16 protein-coding genes and 1 other annotated feature are annotated in these 20,670 nt (G+C 38.2%); of the genes, 15 read left to right on the forward strand and 1 reads right to left on the reverse strand.

The genetic code is table 11. From position 1 onward, the window contains the following. Window positions 1-216 precede the first annotated feature (216 nt). From BM157_RS06515 to BM157_RS06525, 3 genes are all read left to right on the forward strand, one after another. Window positions 217-1,356: a CgeB family protein gene (locus BM157_RS06515; RefSeq protein WP_090140410.1), complete on the forward strand. Its 1,140-nt coding sequence runs from the start codon at window positions 217-219 to the stop codon at window positions 1,354-1,356. A gap of 102 nt (window positions 1,357-1,458) precedes the next feature. After that, window positions 1,459-2,853, forward strand: coding sequence for a class I adenylate-forming enzyme family protein (locus tag BM157_RS06520; RefSeq protein WP_318255843.1), 1,395 nt, complete (start codon window positions 1,459-1,461; stop codon window positions 2,851-2,853). A gap of 66 nt (window positions 2,854-2,919) precedes the next feature. Next, window positions 2,920-3,282, forward strand: a complete 363-nt coding sequence (locus tag BM157_RS06525) for a hypothetical protein (protein WP_055177086.1) — start codon at window positions 2,920-2,922, stop codon at window positions 3,280-3,282. Between the two features lie 248 nt (window positions 3,283-3,530). On the opposite strand, the gene BM157_RS06530 is transcribed toward BM157_RS06525, so the two are convergent. Beyond that, entirely contained in the window at window positions 3,531-4,811 is a 1,281-nt protein-coding gene (locus BM157_RS06530) for a hypothetical protein (RefSeq protein WP_318255844.1), read from the reverse strand. Between the two features lie 416 nt (window positions 4,812-5,227). On the opposite strand from BM157_RS06530, the gene rpmG reads away from it, so the two are divergent. From rpmG to fusA, 12 genes are all read left to right on the forward strand, one after another. Continuing rightward, window positions 5,228-5,377: a 50S ribosomal protein L33 gene (gene rpmG, locus BM157_RS06535; protein ID WP_012738549.1), complete on the forward strand. Its 150-nt coding sequence runs from the start codon at window positions 5,228-5,230 to the stop codon at window positions 5,375-5,377. A gap of 22 nt (window positions 5,378-5,399) precedes the next feature. Then, entirely contained in the window at window positions 5,400-5,603 is a 204-nt protein-coding gene (gene secE, locus BM157_RS06540; RefSeq protein WP_022205588.1) for a preprotein translocase subunit SecE, read from the forward strand. Window positions 5,604-5,618: 15 nt separating this feature from the next. Further along, a complete protein-coding gene (gene nusG / locus BM157_RS06545; RefSeq protein WP_022501279.1) occupies window positions 5,619-6,152 on the forward strand; it encodes a transcription termination/antitermination protein NusG in 534 nt (177 codons plus the stop codon). Between the two features lie 71 nt (window positions 6,153-6,223). Further along, the gene (gene rplK, locus BM157_RS06550) at window positions 6,224-6,649 is read left to right on the forward strand and encodes a 50S ribosomal protein L11 (RefSeq protein ID WP_022501278.1); all 426 of its coding nucleotides are present in this window, start codon (window positions 6,224-6,226) and stop codon (window positions 6,647-6,649) included. A gap of 182 nt (window positions 6,650-6,831) precedes the next feature. Continuing rightward, window positions 6,832-7,527 carry a 50S ribosomal protein L1 gene (rplA, locus tag BM157_RS06555; RefSeq protein ID WP_022501277.1) on the forward strand — a complete coding sequence of 232 codons (696 nt, stop codon included), beginning with the start codon at window positions 6,832-6,834 and terminating at the stop codon, window positions 7,525-7,527. Between the two features lie 231 nt (window positions 7,528-7,758). Continuing rightward, window positions 7,759-7,907: a sequence feature (ribosomal protein L10 leader region), on the forward strand. Between the two features lie 112 nt (window positions 7,908-8,019). Beyond that, window positions 8,020-8,514: a 50S ribosomal protein L10 gene (rplJ, locus tag BM157_RS06560; RefSeq protein WP_022501276.1), complete on the forward strand. Its 495-nt coding sequence runs from the start codon at window positions 8,020-8,022 to the stop codon at window positions 8,512-8,514. A gap of 99 nt (window positions 8,515-8,613) precedes the next feature. Beyond that, entirely contained in the window at window positions 8,614-8,979 is a 366-nt protein-coding gene (gene rplL, locus BM157_RS06565) for a 50S ribosomal protein L7/L12 (RefSeq protein ID WP_022501275.1), read from the forward strand. Window positions 8,980-9,270: 291 nt separating this feature from the next. Beyond that, a complete protein-coding gene (rpoB, locus tag BM157_RS06570) occupies window positions 9,271-13,251 on the forward strand; it encodes a DNA-directed RNA polymerase subunit beta (protein ID WP_090140419.1) in 3,981 nt (1,326 codons plus the stop codon). Between the two features lie 17 nt (window positions 13,252-13,268). After that, complete coding sequence (gene rpoC, locus BM157_RS06575; RefSeq protein ID WP_090140421.1) at window positions 13,269-16,973, forward strand: DNA-directed RNA polymerase subunit beta'; 3,705 nt, start codon at window positions 13,269-13,271, stop codon at window positions 16,971-16,973. 305 nt (window positions 16,974-17,278) lie between these two features. After that, window positions 17,279-17,698 (forward strand): 30S ribosomal protein S12, encoded by a 420-nt coding sequence (gene rpsL, locus BM157_RS06580; RefSeq protein WP_022501573.1) that lies wholly within the window; start codon window positions 17,279-17,281, stop codon window positions 17,696-17,698. A 280-nt stretch (window positions 17,699-17,978) separates the two neighbouring features. Then, window positions 17,979-18,449 (forward strand): 30S ribosomal protein S7, encoded by a 471-nt coding sequence (rpsG, locus tag BM157_RS06585; RefSeq protein ID WP_055177101.1) that lies wholly within the window; start codon window positions 17,979-17,981, stop codon window positions 18,447-18,449. 24 nt (window positions 18,450-18,473) lie between these two features. After that, window positions 18,474-20,636, forward strand: coding sequence for an elongation factor G (gene fusA / locus BM157_RS06590; protein WP_055177104.1), 2,163 nt, complete (start codon window positions 18,474-18,476; stop codon window positions 20,634-20,636). Window positions 20,637-20,670: the final 34 nt, after the last annotated feature.

Genomic DNA, 20,670 nt, shown 5'->3' on the forward strand with positions numbered 1-20,670 from the left:
AGTAGTCATATTATATCATAAATTTTGCGCAGCTATTCAGCGCATATAAAGTTCCGTAAGGAACTTTTAAGATGAGCACATTAGTGCTCATTATACCTGCATATATCAGTTGGAATGGTTTTGAATATTTCGGACATAAGTCTGTTATTGATTGCTAATAAGTGGTGTAATATATTATAATTCAGGTAATTATTATATCGGCAGAGGAGATGTGCTGTGAAAGTACTATTTTTTCAATGGGATGCATTTATGCAGAAGGGCATAGAGGCAGCATTAAAGGAACTTAATATAGAATATGATACATTTTATTACACGATGAAAGACTGGGATAATGACAGTGAACTTGAGAGTAGTCTTGACAGATATATAGCGGTGTCCAAGAATGTATACGACTGTGTGTTTTCAGTTAATTTCTCGCCGGTTATCTCGGACTTGTGTAATAGATTAAAGCTTCCTTATATTTCGTGGGTGTATGACTGCCCTATCAATATAAGAAGGACAGAGGTATTAAAGAATAAGTGTAATACAATTTATTTCTTTGACAGAATACAGGCACAGCATTATATGGAAAATGGAGTAGCAGGGGCGAAGCATTTGCCGCTGGCGGCTGATATAGATACATTTCGGCCGGCTTTAGCTAAAGATGATAATTATGCGTGTGATGTTGCATTTGTTGGAAAATTGTATAAATCGGACTATTCTTATATAAGTAATTATCAGGATGTATATATGAAAGGTTATCTTGAAGGTATTGTTGAAACACAGCAAAAGCTGTATGGAGGATATATTATAGATGACTGCATTAATGATAATATAATGAAGCATATTAATGAGAATTTTGCCAATGTATCCAATGGCAGTTATTCGGTTATTAAGCCGGAGGTTACATATGCACTGGCAACAGAGGTTACAAGCAGGGAGAGGGTTATGGCACTTGCACTTTTGCAGAACAGGTGCAATGTTAATCTATATTCTACAGATGTGGATGAAAGATTAAATAATGTCAATAATAGGGGATATATTGATTATTATTCCCAGATGCCCAAAGCATTTTATAATGCAAAGATTAACCTTAATATATCGCTTAAGATAATACAGTCAGGAATTCCACTGCGTGTGCTTGACGTACTTGCCTGCAAGGGATTTCTTATAACTAACTACCAGGCAGAGATAATGGAATATTTTACGCCGGGAAAAGATCTTGTGGTATATGAGGATATTAAAGACCTTATAGCGAAAGTACAGTATTATCTTGATAATGAAGATGAAAGATTATGGATTGCGGATAATGGCTATAAAAAGGTTAAAGAGAACTTTAAGGTGAAAGACAGAATTGATAGTATATTAAGAAATTAGATATACATTTTTGCATATGTGCATTGTTTGTGCTTGCGGCTTATGTCACCTAAAGAGTATAATATCAATGTGACACCAATATTATGCGATTGGAGAAATTATATGGATAAGATTAATTCATTTTATAAGATGTTAAAATACAATGCTGAGAAGTATCCGGATAAAGAGGCGATTATATATGACACGATGACGGTTACTTATCAGAAGCTTTTTGAGGACTCATATAAGAAAGCACTTCATCTTATGAGGTTTGAGGGCAGCAGGATTGCAATATATGGACCAGCTTCATACAGATGGATAGTTAATATGTTTGGAACAATCCTTGCTGGTAAGGACGTTATGCTTGTTGATTTTTTTCTTCCCCAGAATACAAGAAATGATATATTAAAGAAGGTTGGTGTTGATTATATTTTATCATCTACTAACCAGTATATACTTGCAGACAATGAGGCAATTATAATAACTGATGCGGAGAAGGATGAGGTAAATGGCCTTATATATAATGAAGAAAATGTAAAAGAGGGCAATATTCTTATGCTTACAGCCGTTCCACAGGAGTGTGACAAGGCGGTTGTGCTTACAGTTTCCAATATACTTAATACAGTAAGTGCAGTTAATGAATGTTGTATGTGTGCACCAGAGGATAAGGTGCTTGCACAGATTGCACTTCATCATATATTTGGATATATATACAGTCTTATATGGCCAATCCATAATGGTGCGTGTGTATGTATTGGAAGAGGCTTAAGACATATAGATGCAGATACTTATTATTACAATCCTACAATCCTGCCTGGAACACCATCTATGATTGAATATCTGAAGAGAATAAAAGCACTTAATGAAAATCTTAAGACTATAATTATAGGAGGTGCAAGCTGTCCGTTCAGATTATTTGAGGCGTTAAAGGACAGGGATTTGAAGGTATACAATGTATTTGGAATGACAGAGGTGTCAGGATGTATTGGAATTAATGATACTATGGATGGCACTTACAAGATATTTGCTAGTTCTAAGGTTGCAATTGAAGCTGATGGTGAGATTGTGGTAAGTGGTGACTGCGTTATGAAAGGTTACGATAAAGATGAGGCATATACTAAGCGTGTCATCAGGGGCGGAGTATATCATACAGGTGATATAGGAAGAATTAATGATAAAGGGCGTCTTGTACTTTTAAAACGTAACCCTGAGATTATTCTTCTTCCAACAGGAGAGAAGATAAGCAGGACGGTTACAATAAGGCAGATTAGTGCACTGGATGGAGTTGCAGAAAGCTATGTTACTTTATATGATGACAAGCTTACAGCAGTTATTGTGCCAATAGATAAAGATGTAAGAGAAGAAAGATTTGTGAGGCTTATTAATAAATATAACGAAAAGAAGGGTTACCGTTGGGAAATCCAGAAGACAATCATAAGCAAAGCACCACTTCCAAGAATGGATAATGGAGATATTGACCAGAATTCAATAGAAACACTTATTGCTAATGAAAAGTAAGGTGTTAAGTAAATGCGGTGAGTGCCGATATATTTATTAGACTAATTAAGGATGAGAGGTAATGTCATGGAGGATATGAAGAAAGAACAGTTAGAAGTATTAAATGAAGCAAAAGGATATTGCACAAATGTACTTCACTGTATAGATACAGTTGTTCCAGAACTTAAAGGCGACAAGAAGGATGATACAGATGAGTATCTTAGAATGACTGTTGACGGAGTTAATGTAGCTCTTGAGATGTATAATGCAACAAGAGATTTAACAGCAGGTGTGCAGCCGGCAGTAGATGAGGCTGATGGTAATAATGCTGTTAAAGAGTTATCAGCTGCATTAAAGTTAAGTGATGATTCAGCTAAGGCTGATGCTCTTGTAAAGGTAAGAGCATTCATTGCACAGTTTAAGGACTGTGCTGAGGCTGTCTGCAAGTAATAGAATATATTGATGGATTATGTATTGATAGATTAATCCAGTTCAATACGCCCTGATATATAATATATGTAATTTAATAAAAGATAAAACCCCTGTTATAGAAGAAAACAGCAGATAATGAATTGTTGTTTTCTTCTATAACAGGGGTTATTTATATGTTCTTCCAGATATGGTTTCTATCAACACATTTTGTCCTATAACAATTTTTGTCAAACACGGTTGCTGTAAACACATCTTGTCTTATAAGTCTAAATATATCCGTTAAACATCATTCCGGTATAAGCCGAAAGGTTATAAGGATCAGGGAATGACCTTAATGGATTCTTGTATGCAATAATCTTATTGTTGACATAGTCCATAGGGTTGAGTGCAATATTCTCAGCCTTTTCTTTAATGGAATTCTTAAACGAATTAAGGCTTTCATAAATGTGGCTTAAGGCGTCTTTATTATCAGCGTTAATAATAACTTCCTTGTCAGCACTTATAGTTCCGTCTTTATTAAGCGAAAGTCCGCTGTCTGCAAGCTGCTTCTTGTATGAGCGTGCAATTGATGCGATTTCATTCTGGAGCTTTTCTGTTCCCTGAAAATGATTATTATTCTCATCATTAGTAACAGAGATAAGGTTGTTGTAACCAGCTACAAGTTCGTTAAGACTTTCCACAATAGAGTCTGCATCTGCCTTGAGGCTTATTGTTACAGGTTCTTCGGTTACCTTTGATAATTTGACATCATAGGCTTTGTTGATTGTTATTGAATTGCTCATAGATGAGCGTTCATCACCATCAACATCAAATATGGCGTTGGATGGATATTGTGTAACCCTGTCAAGTCCAAGAGTATCAATGAGCAGCTGGTTGTTAGCATCATCTGACTTTATGGAGAATATAACAGGAGTTGTTCCATTAATGCCGGTTGATTCTGATTCAATATTAATAGCTGTATTGCCTAGACTATCTTCCTTGATATTAGCTGTAAGTCCGATGTTGGAGCGGTTGATAAGTCTTGCAATCTTGTTCTGTATATTATTAGTTGTCTCGGAGTTGTCCACTTTAAACTGGAACTCATATATAACATCATTGATTGATAAATCAAAAGAATATTCGCCAGGTTTTATATGCTTTGAACGTGGCTGTAGGTAGTTACCTGTATTAAGCTGTGAACAGGCTAACTGTTTAACATTTATATCAAAGCTTTCATCATCTGATGCTGCACCAAAGTCGGTAATGTAACTGGCATTGACGGCAGAAGCATTGCTTGATACAGCAGACTTCTTAAATGTCATTGTACCATCAGCACCGTCAGATAAATCCTCAGTAATATTCTCTAACGCTCTTGCATGTTCTTTTAAATCAATGGCGTATTTCTGGGCAGCAGTTGATAAGTCTAATTTGTACACAGGAGTCTGGCTGTTAATCTTAACAACCTTGCTATATGTGTTCTTAAGCTGAGTTCTTGTATGTGAGTCATACTTGGAATTAGATTTGTTCCCGTACTGGGATAAATAATAGCTGTATACACTACTAATCATAACAGTCACCTCCCTGTCTGTATGTATAATTGGTATAATGTGTATCGTCACAAAATATTTAATATATTACTATAATTACATATAAAACACATAAATATATAACTTTAACTGTCATCAGTTGCAGATACAGTAACTCCATTTGCTATATCCATAAACTTTATTATATTTTATAAGGAATGGCTTGATTTTGCAATATACATATAGTAGAATGTTTAAGGTTTTTTGAAAATATTTATATAAATAATGTATAAATTATAAAAATCTGGTTGACGAAATATCAAAAAATATGTTATATTAGGCTGGCTATGGAAGCGGTCTTTTTTTTATGCCCGAAACTTACCCAACAGTTCAGGTATTAAAGAAAAACCAATTGGTGTTAATAACACCTGCAAAATAAATAATTGGAGGTGGAAGTTGTGCGAGTAAAGATAACATTGGCATGTACTGAGTGTAAACAGCGCAATTACAACATGACTAAGGAAAAGAAAGCTCATCCGGACAGAATGGAAACAAAGAAATATTGCAAGTTCTGTAAGTCACACACATTACACAAGGAAACAAAGTAATTGGTATCAGTGAGGTATTAAGATGAGTGAAGCTGTTAAGACAAAAAAACAGAAAAAGAGCTGGTTCAAGGGCTTAAAGGCAGAGTTCTCTAAGATTATTTGGCCAGACCAGAAGTCACTTACAAAGGAAACCATCGCTGTATTGGTTGTATCCGTATTATTAGGTGTAATTATTTCAGTTGTGGACTTGATTGTTCGCTTTGGAATTGAATTCATTGTAAAGTAAGGAAAAGGTGATCAGATGGACGAAGCAAAATGGTATGTTGCCCATACTTATTCAGGATATGAGAATAAGGTTAAGGCTAATATCGAGAAAACTGTTGAAAACAGAAATCTTCAGGACCAGATTTTTGAAGTTCTTGTTCCGCTTGAAACAGTAGTGGAAGTTAAGGACGGCAAGAAGAAGACGGTTCAGAGGAAGACGTTTCCTGGATATGTCTTTGTAAAGATGGTGATGAATGATGACAGCTGGTATGTTGTCAGAAACACCAGGGGCGTAACAGGGTTTGTTGGTCCTGGATCTAAACCAGTACCATTATCTCCAGCTGAGATAAGATCATTCGGAATCAGCTCTGATGATGAAGAAGCTAAGCCAGTAGTTGAGTTTGCTGGTAAGGTAGGCGATCAAATCAAGATTCTTTCAGGTGCCTGGGAGGATACAGTAGGAGAAATTGTCAGCATTAATGAAGGCAAGCAGTGTGTTACAATTAATGTTGAGATGTTCGGTCGTGAAACACCGGTCGAGATTGATTTCACAGACGTGAAATTACTGTAAGATTTAGGTCTTACAAGAAGTGGGAGGCTTTAAAGCCGCCATAAACCACATTATATTTAGGAGGTGCCACAATGGCAAAGAAAGTAACAGGTTATATTAAATTACAGATTCCTGCCGGCAAGGCTACACCAGCTCCACCAGTTGGTCCAGCACTTGGTCAGCATGGTGTTAACATTGTAGAATTTACAAAGCAGTTTAATGCAAAGACAGCAGATCAGGGCGACTTAATTATCCCTGTAGTAATCACAGTTTATGCTGATAGAAGTTTCAGCTTCATCACAAAGACTCCACCTGCTGCAGTTCTTCTTAAGAAGGCTTGCAATATTAAGTCAGGTTCAGGCGTGCCTAACAAGAATAAGGTTGCTACAATTAAGAGAGCAGAAGTTCAGAAGATTGCTGAACTTAAGATGCCAGACTTAAATGCAGCTACAATCGAAGCAGCTACTTCAATGATCGAAGGTACTGCTAAGAGTATGGGTATTGTTGTAGAAGACTAATTCTATAACGAGGCTTTGAATAAAGATTGCTAAAGGTCTTTAAAGACATTTAGACAAGATTTTATTTTATAATTTGTTGATTTTCATAGAAGAACATGTGGCTGAGAATTAATCTCGGGATTGTTCAATATGTGGGAGGAAAGATGAAATCCTTCCGATAATACCACTAGGAGGTTTATATAATGAAAAGAGGAAAGAAATACGTTGAGGCAGCCAAGAACATTGACCGCCAGACATTATATGAAGCAACTGAAGCTGTTTCTTTAGTTAAGAAGAGTGCAGTTGCAAAGTTCGACGAGACAATTGAAGCTCATATCAGAACAGGTTGTGATGGACGTCACGCTGAGCAGCAGATCAGAGGAGCTGTTGTTCTTCCACACGGAACAGGTAAGACTGTAAAGGTATTAGTATTTGCTAAGGGTGCTAAGGCTGAAGAAGCTGAAGCAGCAGGAGCAGATTTCGTTGGTGGCGAGGAATTAATTCCTAAGATCCAGAATGATAACTGGTTTGATTTTGATGTAGTAGTTGCTACACCTGATATGATGGGCGTTGTTGGTCGTTTAGGACGTGTACTCGGACCTAAGGGCTTAATGCCAAACCCTAAGGCTGGTACAGTTACAATGGATGTAACAAAAGCTGTTAATGATATCAAGGCTGGTAAGATCGAATACAGACTTGATAAGACAAATATCATTCATGTGCCAATTGGTAAGGCTTCATTTACAGAGGAGCAGTTATCAGACAACTTCCAGGCTATTATGGATGCAATCGTTAAGGCTAAACCAACTTCACTTAAGGGACAGTATTTAAAGAGTGTTGTTCTTACAGCTACTATGGGTCCTGGTGTAAAGGTTAGCACAGCTAAGTACGTTGGTTAATTATAATTAATTAATCATATGTAAGCTGATGAATGGATTAGCTTATTGCAGGATTTGGGTTATACAACGCAATATTACGAAGAATTAATATATTCTTTGTGAATAACGGTTGACAACCAATATATTATGATAGTATACTATCAATGTTTGTGTTACTATCTGGTTGATTTGGATATAGATTTATAATCTTTATCAGATTGATGCGATGGTTTCATAATATAATTAAAGTGAAAGTGATTTCACATTTTGCCTAAGACAGCAGGTCCCGAAAGGGTTAAAGGTAATACGCCTACCGAGGACAGACTTAATGCGTAAAGCATTGATTATCAGTTTATTCAGTCCTTCTGTCTTATAGATAGAAGGACTTTTTTGTTAGAGCAATGAAGCATAATACTTAAAGTGTTATGGTTGTTGTTGAATGAGCCTGATACATGTACGTCTGGGCAGAATATTATCTGGCGACAGATATAATCTAACAGGAGGTAAATATTCATGGCAAAAGTAGAACTTAAGCAGCCTATCGTAGACGAAATCAAAGCAAGCTTAGAAGGCGCTCAGGGCGTTGTGGTAGTTGACTACCGTGGCTTAACTGTTGAGCAGGATACACAGCTTCGTAAGCAGTTAAGAGAAGCTGGTGTCGTTTACAAGGTTTATAAGAATACTTTAGTAAAGAGAGCAATTGCAGGTACAGAGTTCGAGCCAATGGCAGAAGTTCTTGAAGGACCTAACGCTATTGCAATCTGCAAGGAAGATGCTACAGCTCCAGCAAGAGTTTTAGCTAACTTTGCTAAGACAGCAGATGCGCTTGAACTTAAGTGTGGTGTTGTTGAAGGTACTTACTATGATGCTACTGGAATCGCAGCTATTGCTAACATTCCTTCAAGAGATGAACTTCTTGCTAAGTTCCTTGGAAGCATCCAGTCACCTATTACAAACTTTGCTCGTGTTATTAAGCAGATTGCTGAGAAGAACGAAGAGGTTGCATAATTACGCGGCATAATCAGTATGATTATTGACGGACAGGTGTGACTATGTCAGCCTGCCACGAAACTTAATTAAAAGACTATTAAAAAGGAGATTATAATAATGACTACTCAGGAAATTATCGAAGTTATTAAAGGTTTATCAGTATTAGAATTAAATGATTTAGTTAAAGCATGTGAAGAAGAATTTGGTGTTTCTGCAGCAGCAGGTGTTGTTGTAGCAGCAGGTGCAGCAGCAGGTGCAGCAGCTGAAGAAAAGACAGAATTTGACGTAGAACTTACAGAAGCTGGTGCTAACAAGGTTAAGGTTATCAAGGTTGTTCGTGAAATCACAGGTCTTGGATTAAAGGAAGCTAAGGAAGTTGTTGATGGCGCTCCTAAGGTTGTTAAGGAAGGTGCTTCTAAGGAAGAAGCTGAAGAAATCCAGAAGAAGCTTGAAGCTGAAGGTGCTAAGGTTACTCTTAAGTAATTCAGATTGTCAGTTTGATACTTGCTTGACATATATATGCCGTATGGCATAGCATATATGAACAGAATTTTTAATATATTGCGGTATGCTGAATAATCACTTGATTTTTTAAAGCATATTTGGTATATTATATAAAATATGAAAAAGTTCCAGTTGTTGTATTGACAGCTGGAACTTTTTTTGTTACTATGAATAATGCACTATTATGGTATGGTGTGCATAGTATTTGCACGCATATCGATAATGTAATAAATTAATGTAAAGTAAAGAAAACTAAGGGGTGAAACGTCAATGGAGAAAAACAGAATACGTCCAGTAAAGTCAGGCAAATCGATGCGTATGAGTTACTCAAGACAGAAAGAAGTTCTTGAGATGCCTAACCTTATTGAAGTACAAAAAGATTCTTACCAGTGGTTTTTAAATGAAGGCTTAAAGGAAGTCTTTAGCGACATCTCTCCAATTGCAGATTATAACGGAAGGCTCAGTCTTGAATTCGTTGATTTTGCATTATGTGAGGAAGAGAGAAAGTACTCTATAGAAGAGTGCAAGGAAAGGGATGCTACATATGCAGCTCCACTTAAGGTACGTGTAAGACTTCATAATAAAGAGAGCGAAGATATAAGCGAACATGAAATCTTTATGGGTGACCTTCCTTTAATGACTAAGACCGGTACATTTGTGATTAATGGTGCAGAACGAGTTATTGTCAGCCAGCTGGTACGTTCACCTGGTATTTATTATGATATACAGAAGGATAAGTATGGAAAGATATTCCTCTACAGTTCAACAGTAATTCCTAACAGAGGTGCGTGGTTAGAGTATGAAACAGATGCTAACGATGTATTCTATGTTAAGGTTGATCGTAATAAGAAAGTACCTATTACAGTTCTTATAAGAGCACTTGGTTTTGGTACTAACGCAGAGATTCTTGACATATTTGGTGAAGAGCCTAAGCTTCTTGCAACAATGGAGAAGGATACATCTACTAACTATCAGGAAGGTGTACTTGAACTTTATAAGAAGTTAAGACCAGGAGAACCATTATCAGTAGAGAGTGCAGAAGCACTTATTTCTGGTATGTTCTTTGATCCTAGAAGATATGACCTTGCAAGAGTAGGCCGTTATAAATTTAATAAGAAGCTTTCATTCAGAAACAGAATTGCAGGACACATTCTTGCAGAAGACGTTGTAGATGGCAATGGTGAAATTCTTGCTAATGCTGGTGATAAGCTTACAAGAGAAACAGCTGAGAAGATTCAGAATGCAGCTGTTTCAGCGGTATTTATTGCTGCTGAATTAAAGGGTGCAGAAGGTGCGGTTACTAAGAGAACAGTTAAGGTTCTTTCTAATCTTGCTGTAGATATCACTAAGTGGGTAGATATCACAACAGAAGAAGCTAAGGAATTAGGAATTAACGAAGCTGTTTATTATCCGGTCCTTGCACAGATTTTAGCTGATAATGAGTCACTTGATGATATCAAGGATGCTATTGCTAAGAATACAGCAGACCTTATGCCGAAGCATATTACAGTAGAAGACATTCTTGCTTCTATTAATTATAATATGCATCTTGAGTATGGCATTGGATACAAGGATGATATCGATCACCTTGGTAACAGAAGAATAAGAGCTGTTGGTGAATTATTACAGAACCAGTTCAGAATTGGTATTTCAAGAATGGAAAGAGTTGTTCGTGAAAGAATGTCAACTCAGGACTTAAGCGGTATTTCACCACAGTCATTAATTAATATCAAGCCTGTAACAGCAGCTATCAAGGAATTCTTTGGTAGTTCACAGCTTTCTCAGTTTATGGATCAGAATAACCCATTATCTGAGATTACACATAAGAGACGTCTTTCAGCACTTGGTCCTGGTGGTCTTTCGAGAGATCGTGCAGGTTTCGAGGTTCGAGATGTACATTATACACACTATGGTAGAATGTGTCCTATCGAAACACCTGAAGGTCCTAATATCGGTCTTATTAACTCACTTGCTTCATATGCAAGAATTAATGAGTACGGATTTGTCGAAGCACCTTATCGTATAATCGATAAGACAGACCCTAAGAATCCTAGAGTTACAGATGAAGTACATTACTTCACAGCAGATGAGGAAGATGATTTCCATGTAGCACAGGCTAATGCAGAGATAGATGAGAATGGTTACTTCGTTAAGAATACAGTATCAGGACGTTACAGAGAAGAAACATCAGAATTCGATAAGAGTATGATTGATCTTATGGACGTATCTCCTAAGATGGTGTTCTCAGTGGCTACATCTATGATACCTTTCCTTCAGAATGATGACTGTACACGTGCCCTTATGGGTTCTAACATGCAGCGTCAGGCGGTGCCTCTTCTTATGACAGAAGCACCAGTAATCGGTACAGGTATAGAGAATAAGACAGCATGTGACTCAGGTGTATGTGTAGTTGCAGAAGAAGATGGTGTTGTACTTTCATCAGAATCTAACAGAATTCTTGTAAAAGAGACAAGTGGAAAGGTTCACGAGTACAAGCTTACAAAGTTCTCAAGAAGTAACCAGAGTAACTGCTATAACCAGAGACCTATCGTATTTAAGGGTGATGAGGTTAAGGCAGGAGATGTTATCGCAGATGGTCCTTCAACATCTAATGGTGAGATTGCCCTTGGTAAGAACCCTCTTATCGGTTTTATGACTTGGGAAGGTTACAACTACGAGGATGCTGTACTTCTTAGTGAGAGATTAGTAAGAGATGATGTTTATACATCAATTCATATAGAAGAATATGATACAGAAGCAAGAGATACTAAGTTAGGACCAGAAGAAATCACAAGAGATTTACCTTCTACAGGTTCAGATGCAGTTAAGGATCTTGATGAAGATGGTATCATCCGTATCGGTGCTGAGGTAAGAGCCGGTGATATCCTTGTTGGTAAGGTTACTCCAAAGGGTGAGACAGAGCTTACAGCAGAAGAAAGACTTCTTAGAGCTATCTTTGGTGAGAAGGCAAGAGAAGTAAGAGATACATCACTTAAAGTTCCACACGGTGCTTATGGTATCGTTGTAGGCGTTAAGGTATTTACAAGAGAAAATGGAGATGAATTAGCTCCAGGTGTTAACAAGAATGTCCGTATCTATATCGCACAGAAGAGAAAGATTTCTGTAGGTGATAAGATGGCTGGTCGTCACGGTAACAAGGGTGTCGTTTCAAGAGTTCTTCCAGTAGAAGATATGCCATTTCTTCCTAATGGCCGTCCACTTGATATTGTACTTAATCCTCTTGGTGTGCCTTCGCGTATGAATATTGGACAGGTGCTTGAAATTCACTTAAGCCTTGCTGCCAAAGTATTAGGTTTTAACGTAGCGACACCTATCTTTGATGGAGCTAACGAGAATGATATTATGGATACACTTGATATGGCCAATGCTTATGCTAATCATCCATTTGATGATGAAGAGCTTGCACGCGAAAAGGCAGATGCAGAAGCTAATGGTGAAGAATATCCTGCTGATATGACAACATTTACTGCTGAATACAAGGATCTTTTAAGAGATGACGTATTCCAGTTCCTTTCAGATAACAGAGCTCACAGAGCTGAATGGAAGGGCGTTCCAATCGGAAGAGATGGTAAAGTAAGACTTCGCGATGGTAGAACAGGTGAATACTTCGATAGTCCGGTTACTATCGGTTTCATGCACTACTTAAAGCTCCATCACCTTGTTGATGATAAGATCCATGCTCGTTCAACTGGTCCTTACTCACTTGTAACTCAGCAGCCACTTGGTGGTAAAGCCCAGTTTGGTGGACAGAGATTCGGAGAAATGGAAGTATGGGCTCTTGAAGCTTATGGTGCATCTTATACACTTCAGGAAATCCTTACTGTTAAATCTGATGATGTTGTTGGTCGAGTTAAGACATATGAAGCTATTATTAAGGGTGAGAACATTCCTGAACCAGGAATTCCTGAATCATTCAAGGTTCTCCTTAAGGAACTTCAGTCACTTGCTCTTGATGTAAGAGTTCTTGATCAGGACAATAACGAAGTTAAGCTTCTTGAAAGTTCAGAATATGAAGTTACAGATTTCAAGAAGGTTCTTGATGATGGTGGTTATAAGAGAAGTAGCCGTGATGAAGAAAATGAATTAAAGAACGCAGGTTATCACGCAGAAAAGCAGGGTGATGACGGTGAGGCAACCATAGAAGAACTCGGATCAGAATATGACGATTTCGATTATGACAGCTTAGATGATGACTATGATGATTACGGTGACGGAAATATAGAAGAATAATAGAAGGGAGCACTATAATGGCAGAAGAGATTAAGTCAAATAAATCAATGAAATTTGATAAAATTCAGATAAAGCTTGCTTCTCCTGAGAGTATTTTAGAGTGGTCTCACGGCGAGGTAACTAAGCCTGAGACTATCAATTACAGAACTTTAAAGCCAGAAAGAGATGGTCTGTTCTGTGAAAGAATATTCGGACCTAGCAAAGACTGGGAGTGTCATTGCGGTAAGTATAAGAAGATTAAAGATAAAGGCATCGTATGTGATAAGTGTGGTGTTGAGGTTACTAAGGCAAGTGTACGTAGAGATCGTATGGGTCATATCCACCTTGCTGCTCCAGTTTCACATATCTGGTATTTCAAGGGAATACCTAGCCGTATGGACCTTATCCTTGATATAGGTCCTAAGAATCTTGAGAAGGTACTTTACTTCGCTTCTTATATCGTAATTGATCCAGGCGAAACAGATATACCATTCAAGAAGATTCTTACAGAAACTGAGTACAGAGATCTTTATGATCAGTATGGTAATACATTCAGAGTTGGAATGGGTGCTGAGGCTATTTTAGAGCTTCTTCACAACGTCAACCTTGAAGAAGAAGTAGCTAAGCTCAAGGAAGAGCTTGCTACTACTACTTCACAGAAGGCTGCAAGACTTATTAAGAGAATTGAAGTTATGGATGCGTTCATTGCTGCTGGTACTAAGCCAGAATGGATGATTCTTACAGAAATTCCAGTTATCCCTCCAGATTTAAGACCTATGGTTCAGTTAGAGGGTGGACGTTTTGCAACATCTGATCTTAATGATCTTTATAGAAGAATTATCAACAGAAATAACCGTCTTGCAAGACTTATTGATCTTGGAGCACCAGAAATCATTGTTCGTAACGAGAAGAGAATGCTTCAGGAAGCTGTTGATGCACTTATAGATAATGGACGTAGAAATGGCCGTCCTGTAACAGGACCTGGTAACAGAGCTCTCAAGTCTTTATCAGACTTATTAAAGGGTAAGCAGGGACGTTTCAGACAGAACCTTCTTGGTAAGCGAGTTGACTACTCAGGACGTTCAGTTATCGTTGTTGGACCAGAACTTAAGATTTATCAGTGTGGTCTTCCTAAGGAAATGGCTATTGAGTTATTCAAGCCATTTGTTATGAGAGAATTAGTAAGGCGTGGTCTTGCTGAGAACATAAAGAAAGCCAAGAAGAGCGTAGAGCATCTTGAGACAGAAGTATGGGATGTACTTGAAGATGTTATCAAAGAGCATCCAGTTATGCTTAACCGTGCTCCTACACTTCACAGACTTGGTATTCAGGCATTTGAGCCAATCCTTGTAGAAGGTAAGGCTATTAAGCTTCATCCACTTGTTTGTACAGCTTTCAATGCCGATTTCGATGGTGACCAGATGGCGGTACATCTTCCATTGTCTGTAGAAGCTCAGGCAGAGTGTAGATTTATGCTTCTTTCACCTAACAACTTACTTAAGCCATCTGATGGTGGCCCTGTTGCTGTTCCTTCACAGGATATGGTACTTGGTATCTACTACCTTACACAGGAAAGACCTGGTGTTAAGGGGGAAGGTAAGATATTCAAGAGTGTTAATGAAGCGCTTCTTGCTTATGAGAATGGAATTATAACACTTCATTCTAAGATTAAAGTTAAGATGACTAAGACTAATGCAGCTGGAGAAGAGATTTCAGGTGTTGTAGAGTCTACACTTGGTAGATTTATTTTCAATGAAATACTTCCTCAGGATTTAGGATATGTAGATAGAAGCAAGGAAGAGAATTTACTTCTTCCAGAAGTTGATTTCCATGTAGGAAAGAAACAGTTAAAGGATATTTTACAGCACGTTATCAATACGCATGGTACAACAAGAACTGCTGAAGTTCTTGATGATATTAAGGCTATGGGTTACAAGTATTCTACTAGAGCGGCTATGACAGTTTCTATTTCGGAGATGACAGTGCCACCGGTTAAGAAGCAGCTTATAGCTGATGCTGAAAAGAAGGTTGAACAGATTAACATTAACTACAACAGAGGTCGTTCAACTGATGAAGAAAGATATAAGAATGTTATCAGAGTATGGCAGGAAACAGATAAGACATTGCTTGATGCACTTCTTTCTGGTCTTGATAAGTATAATAACATCTTTATGATGGCTGACTCTGGTGCCCGTGGTTCTAACCAGCAGATTAAGCAGCTTGCAGGTATGCGTGGTCTTATGGCAGATACTTCAGGTCATACAATCGAACTTCCAATCAAGTCTAACTTCCGTGAAGGTCTTGATGTACTGGAATACTTCATTTCAGCCCATGGTGCTCGTAAGGGTCTTTCAGATACAGCCCTTAGAACAGCCGATTCAGGTTACCTTACAAGACGTCTTGTAGATGTTTCTCAGGATCTTATTATAAGAGAGACTGATTGCAGCGTTGGTAAGATAATACCTGGTATGTATGTTTATTCATTTGTTAACGATAGAGCTACTAATTCAAGTGATGCCAAGGAAGATATTCTTGAGCCATTACAGGAACGTATTACTGGAAGATATCTTGCAGAAGATATCAAAGACCCGGCTACAGGAGAGATTATCGTTGCAGCTAACCACCTTGTAACTCCTAAGAGAGCTGCAGCTATCATTAAGACTGGTGTAACACAGGTTAAGATAAGAACTATTCTTACTTGCCGTTCACATATCGGTGTATGTGCTAAGTGTTATGGTTCTAACCTTGCAACAGGTCAGGCAGTTCAGATTGGTGAAGCAGTTGGTATTATCGCTGCCCAGTCTATCGGTGAGCCTGGTACACAGCTTACTATGAGAACTTTCCATACTGGTGGTGTTGCCGGTGATAACATTACTCAGGGTCTTCCTAGAGTAGAGGAACTTTTCGAGGCAAGAAAGCCAAAGAGCCTTGCAGTCCTTGCAGAATTCGGTGGTGTTGTTAGCTTCTCTAAGACAGAGAAGAAGACAGATATTGTAATTACTGATGATGAGGGTAACTCAAAAGCTTATCCTGTATCAAGAGATACAAGGGTTAAGGTTCAGGAAGGACAGGTTGTTGTTAAGGGTGAAGAAATCACAGAAGGTTCAGAGAATCCACATGATATCGTTAGAATCCTTGGTGTAAGAGCTGTTCAGGATTATATGCTTCGTGAAGTTCAGAAGGTTTATCGTATTCAGGGTGTTGATATTAATGATAAGCATATTGAACTTATTGTTAGACAGATGCTTAAGAAGATAGTTATTGAATCTGCTGGTGATTCAGATTTCTTACCTGGTTCACAGGTTGATACTCTTGAATTCACAGAGGTTAACGAAAAGCTTGAAGAAGAAGGTAAGAGAAAAGCAACTGGTACACCAATTATTCTTGGTATTACTAAGGCATCACTTGCTACTAATTCATTCCTTTCAGCTGCTTCATTCCAGGAGACAACAAAGGTTCTTACTGATGCAGCTATTAATGGTAAGGTTGACCCACTTATCGGTCTTAAAGAAAATGTTATCATTGGTAAGCTTATACCTGCTGGTACAGGTATGAAGAGATACCAGAATGTTGAACTTGACACAGCAGCAGCTTATGATGAGATTGAAGAGTCAGATGATGAAGTGTTAAGCTTTACTGAGGATTCAGATGAAACACTTGATTTTACAGAAAATGTAGATACATTAGATGCTGATGTCGAAGTTAGCGATGATGCTGATGTAACAGAAGATACAGAAGCGTAAGATAATAAATATAGAAGCCGTTATCCTTAGGAAAGCGGCTTCTTTTTTGTTTTATAAAATATCAATAACAAGGACAGCATAGTAATGTGATATTTTAGTAATATTTCTAATAATAAATTTTTGAAAAACTCTTGACGAATTTATTCTAAAAATATATACTAAATAAGCGTGCGAATAAGCAAGTTCTTATTTATGTACGCTGATTATATAAATGAGCAGTTTAATATGACAGGCTCACGCATTTTTCTTAGTGATTATACTAAGTGCAACCATTCATTATTCTAATTCCGGGAGGTGAAAAAGGAATGCCAACATTTAACCAGTTAGTAAGACAGGGAAGAAAGTCAACAGTTAAGAAGTCTACAGCACCAGCTCTTCAGAAGGGATATAACTCACTTCAGAAGAAGGCTACAGACGTATCTGCACCACAGAAGAGAGGTGTTTGTACAGCTGTTAAGACTGCAACACCTAAGAAGCCTAACTCAGCTCTTAGAAAGATCGCCAGAGTACGTCTTTCTAATGGAATCGAAGTTACTTCATATATTCCAGGTGAGGGCCACAATCTTCAGGAACATAGCGTTGTTCTTATCAGAGGTGGTAGAGTTAAGGATTTACCAGGTACAAGATATCATATCATCAGAGGTACACTTGATACAGCAGGTGTAGCAAAGAGAAGACAGGCACGTTCTAAGTACGGTGCTAAGAGACCTAAGGATGCTAAATAATTCATAAAGAATTAAGCATCATAAGTCTGTGATTGATTTACATGGTAAGTCAGAATATTTGCAGATTATTGCATACAATAATTTACGAACAATTAAATTAATTAGTGCCGGAGTTAGATTAATCCGAAGGTTGCAGGTTTAAGATATACGGCGCGAACACAATTTAATTTGTGAGTACCGATGAATTAATGAAACGTCGTGATGTGTCAGGCTGATGAAGCTGTAAGGCGTTCATTAGTGCTAACAATGACGACAATACAATGTTAAGGAGGGAAGAACCGTGCCACGTAAAGGACATACTCAGAAGAGAGATGTATTAGCAGATCCTATTTACAATAACAAGGTGGTTACTAAGCTTATCAACAACATTATGCTTGATGGTAAGAGAGGAGTAGCACAGAAGATTGTATACGGAGCATTTGACAGAGTCGCAGCTAAGACTGAAAGACCTGCTTTAGAAGTATTCGAAGAGGCTATGAACAATATTATGCCAGTTCTCGAAGTAAAGGCTAGACGTATCGGTGGAGCAACATACCAGGTACCTATCGAAGTTAAGCCAGATAGAAGACAGGCTTTAGCTCTTCGTTGGATGACAACATTCTCAAGAGCAAGAGGCGAGAAGACTATGGAAGAAAGACTCGCTAATGAGATTCTTGATGCAGCTAATAACACAGGTGCATCTGTAAAGAGAAAAGAAGATATGCACAAGATGGCAGAAGCAAACAAGGCTTTTGCTCATTACAGATTCTAATAATAATTATAGGAGGTTTTATCCATGGCTGGAAGAGAATATCCATTGGAGAGAACCAGAAATATCGGAATTATGGCTCATATTGATGCTGGTAAGACAACATTAACAGAGCGTATCCTTTATTATACTGGTGTTAACCACAAGATTGGTGATACTCATGAAGGTACTGCTACTATGGACTGGATGGCCCAGGAGCAGGAAAGAGGTATCACAATCACTTCAGCTGCTACAACATGTCACTGGACACCTGAAAAAGAAGGTAAGCCAGATAAGACACAGCCAGAGTACCGTATTAATATTATTGATACTCCTGGTCACGTTGATTTCACAGTTGAAGTTGAGCGTTCACTTAGAGTACTTGATGGTGCTGTAGGTGTATTCGATGCACAGAACGGTGTTGAACCACAGTCAGAGAACGTATGGCGTCAGGCTGATAAGTACAACGTACCACGTATGGCATTTATGAACAAGATGGATAAGATGGGTGCAGATTTCTTCGGATCATGCAACCAGCTTATTACTAAGCTTGGAAAGAACCCTGTACTTGTACAGATTCCTATCGGTAAGGAAGACGAGTTCAAGGGTATCATCGACTTATTTGAAATGAAGGCTTATATCTTCAATGGCGATAAGGGTGATGATATTGAAGTTGGTGAAATTCCAGCTGATTTAAAGGATCAGGCAGAAGAATACCACGATAAGCTTATCGAGCAGTGTGCTGAACTTGATGAAGACCTTATGGAGAAGTTCTTTAATGATGAAGAGCTTACAGTTCCAGAATTAAAGGCAGCTTTAAGAAAGGGTACTATCGAAGGTACAGCTATTCCTTGTCTTTGCGGTACAGCTTACAAGAACAAGGGTGTTCAGAAGCTTCTTGATGCAGTTATCGAATATATGCCAGCTCCTACAGATATCCCAGATATCACAGGTGTTGATGAAGACGGTAATGAAGTGACTAGAAAGTCATCTGATGATGAACCTTTCTCAGCTCTTGCATTCAAGATTATGACAGATCCATTCGTTGGTAAGTTAGCATTCTTCAGAGTTTACTCAGGTACATTAAACGGTGGTTCATATGTACTTAATGCTAATAAGAACAAGAAGGAAAGAGTTGGACGTATTCTTCAGATGCACGCCAACCAGAGAAAAGAAATAGATAAGGTTTACTCAGGAGATATCGCTGCTGCAGTAGGTCTTAAGATAACAGTTACAGGTGATACAATCTGTGATGAGCAGCATCCAGTTATCTTAGAGTCTATGGAATTCCCAGAGCCAGTTATCGAACTTGCTATTGAGCCAAAGACTAAGAATGACCAGGGTAAGATGGGTGAAGCTTTAGCAAAGCTTGCTGAAGAAGATCCTACATTCCGTGCTCATACAGATCAGGAAACAGGTCAGACAATCATCGCTGGTATGGGTGAGCTTCACCTTGATATCATCGTTGACAGACTTCTTCGTGAATTCAAGGTAGAAGCTAATGTAGGTGCACCTCAGGTTGCTTACAGAGAATGCTTTACAAAGCCAGTTGATATCGATAGCAAATATGCTAAGCAGTCAGGTGGACGTGGTCAGTATGGTCACTGTAAAGTACGTTTCTCACCACTTGAAGCTAACGTTGATAAGTTTGATGTTGAGACAAAGAATACAGTATTAATTAATGAACCTCCAGTTCTCTTCTGTGAGTCTTCAGTAGTTGGTGGTGCTATTCCTAAGGAATACATTCCTTCAGTTGCTGATGGTATCAGAGAAGCTGCTAACTCAGGTATCTTAGCTGGATTCCCAGTTCTCGGACTTAGAGCAGATATCTATGATGGATCTTACCATGAAGTCGATTCATCAGAAATGGCATTCCACATTGCTGGTTCTATGGCATTTAAGGATGCTATGGCTAAGGCAGCTCCAGCACTTCTTGAGCCTATTATGAAGGTTGAAGTTACAATGCCAGAAGAATATATGGGTGATGTTATCGGTGATATCAACTCACGTAGAGGACGTATTGAAGGTATGGAAGACATCAGTGGTGGTAAGATGGTTAAGGCTTTCGTTCCACTTTCAGAGATGTTCGGATATGCTACAGACCTTCGTTCTAAGACACAGGGTCGTGGTAACTACTCTATGTTCTTCGATAAGTATGAGCAGGCTCCAAAGTCTGTTCAGGACAAGGTTATCGCTTCAAGAGCTAAATAATTAGTTATTAAGTGATAGATGATAGTTAGAAGTG

The organism is [Lactobacillus] rogosae (assembly GCA_900112995.1).
In the GTDB taxonomy this organism is placed as follows: domain Bacteria; phylum Bacillota; class Clostridia; order Lachnospirales; family Lachnospiraceae; genus Lachnospira; species Lachnospira rogosae.

Coding starts and splice junctions, on each gene's coding strand:
- BM157_RS06520 (WP_318255843.1), top strand. CDS start 1,459: ATGGATAAGATTAATTCATTTTATAAGATGTTAAAATACAATGCTGAG.
- BM157_RS06525 (WP_055177086.1), top strand. CDS start 2,920: ATGGAGGATATGAAGAAAGAACAGTTAGAAGTATTAAATGAAGCAAAA.
- BM157_RS06530 (WP_318255844.1), bottom strand. CDS start 4,811: ATGATTAGTAGTGTATACAGCTATTATTTATCCCAGTACGGGAACAAA.
- secE (WP_022205588.1), top strand. CDS start 5,400: ATGAGTGAAGCTGTTAAGACAAAAAAACAGAAAAAGAGCTGGTTCAAG.
- nusG (WP_022501279.1), top strand. CDS start 5,619: ATGGACGAAGCAAAATGGTATGTTGCCCATACTTATTCAGGATATGAG.
- rplK (WP_022501278.1), top strand. CDS start 6,224: ATGGCAAAGAAAGTAACAGGTTATATTAAATTACAGATTCCTGCCGGC.
- rplA (WP_022501277.1), top strand. CDS start 6,832: ATGAAAAGAGGAAAGAAATACGTTGAGGCAGCCAAGAACATTGACCGC.
- rplJ (WP_022501276.1), top strand. CDS start 8,020: ATGGCAAAAGTAGAACTTAAGCAGCCTATCGTAGACGAAATCAAAGCA.
- rplL (WP_022501275.1), top strand. CDS start 8,614: ATGACTACTCAGGAAATTATCGAAGTTATTAAAGGTTTATCAGTATTA.
- rpoB (WP_090140419.1), top strand. CDS start 9,271: ATGGAGAAAAACAGAATACGTCCAGTAAAGTCAGGCAAATCGATGCGT.
- rpoC (WP_090140421.1), top strand. CDS start 13,269: ATGGCAGAAGAGATTAAGTCAAATAAATCAATGAAATTTGATAAAATT.
- rpsL (WP_022501573.1), top strand. CDS start 17,279: ATGCCAACATTTAACCAGTTAGTAAGACAGGGAAGAAAGTCAACAGTT.
- fusA (WP_055177104.1), top strand. CDS start 18,474: ATGGCTGGAAGAGAATATCCATTGGAGAGAACCAGAAATATCGGAATT.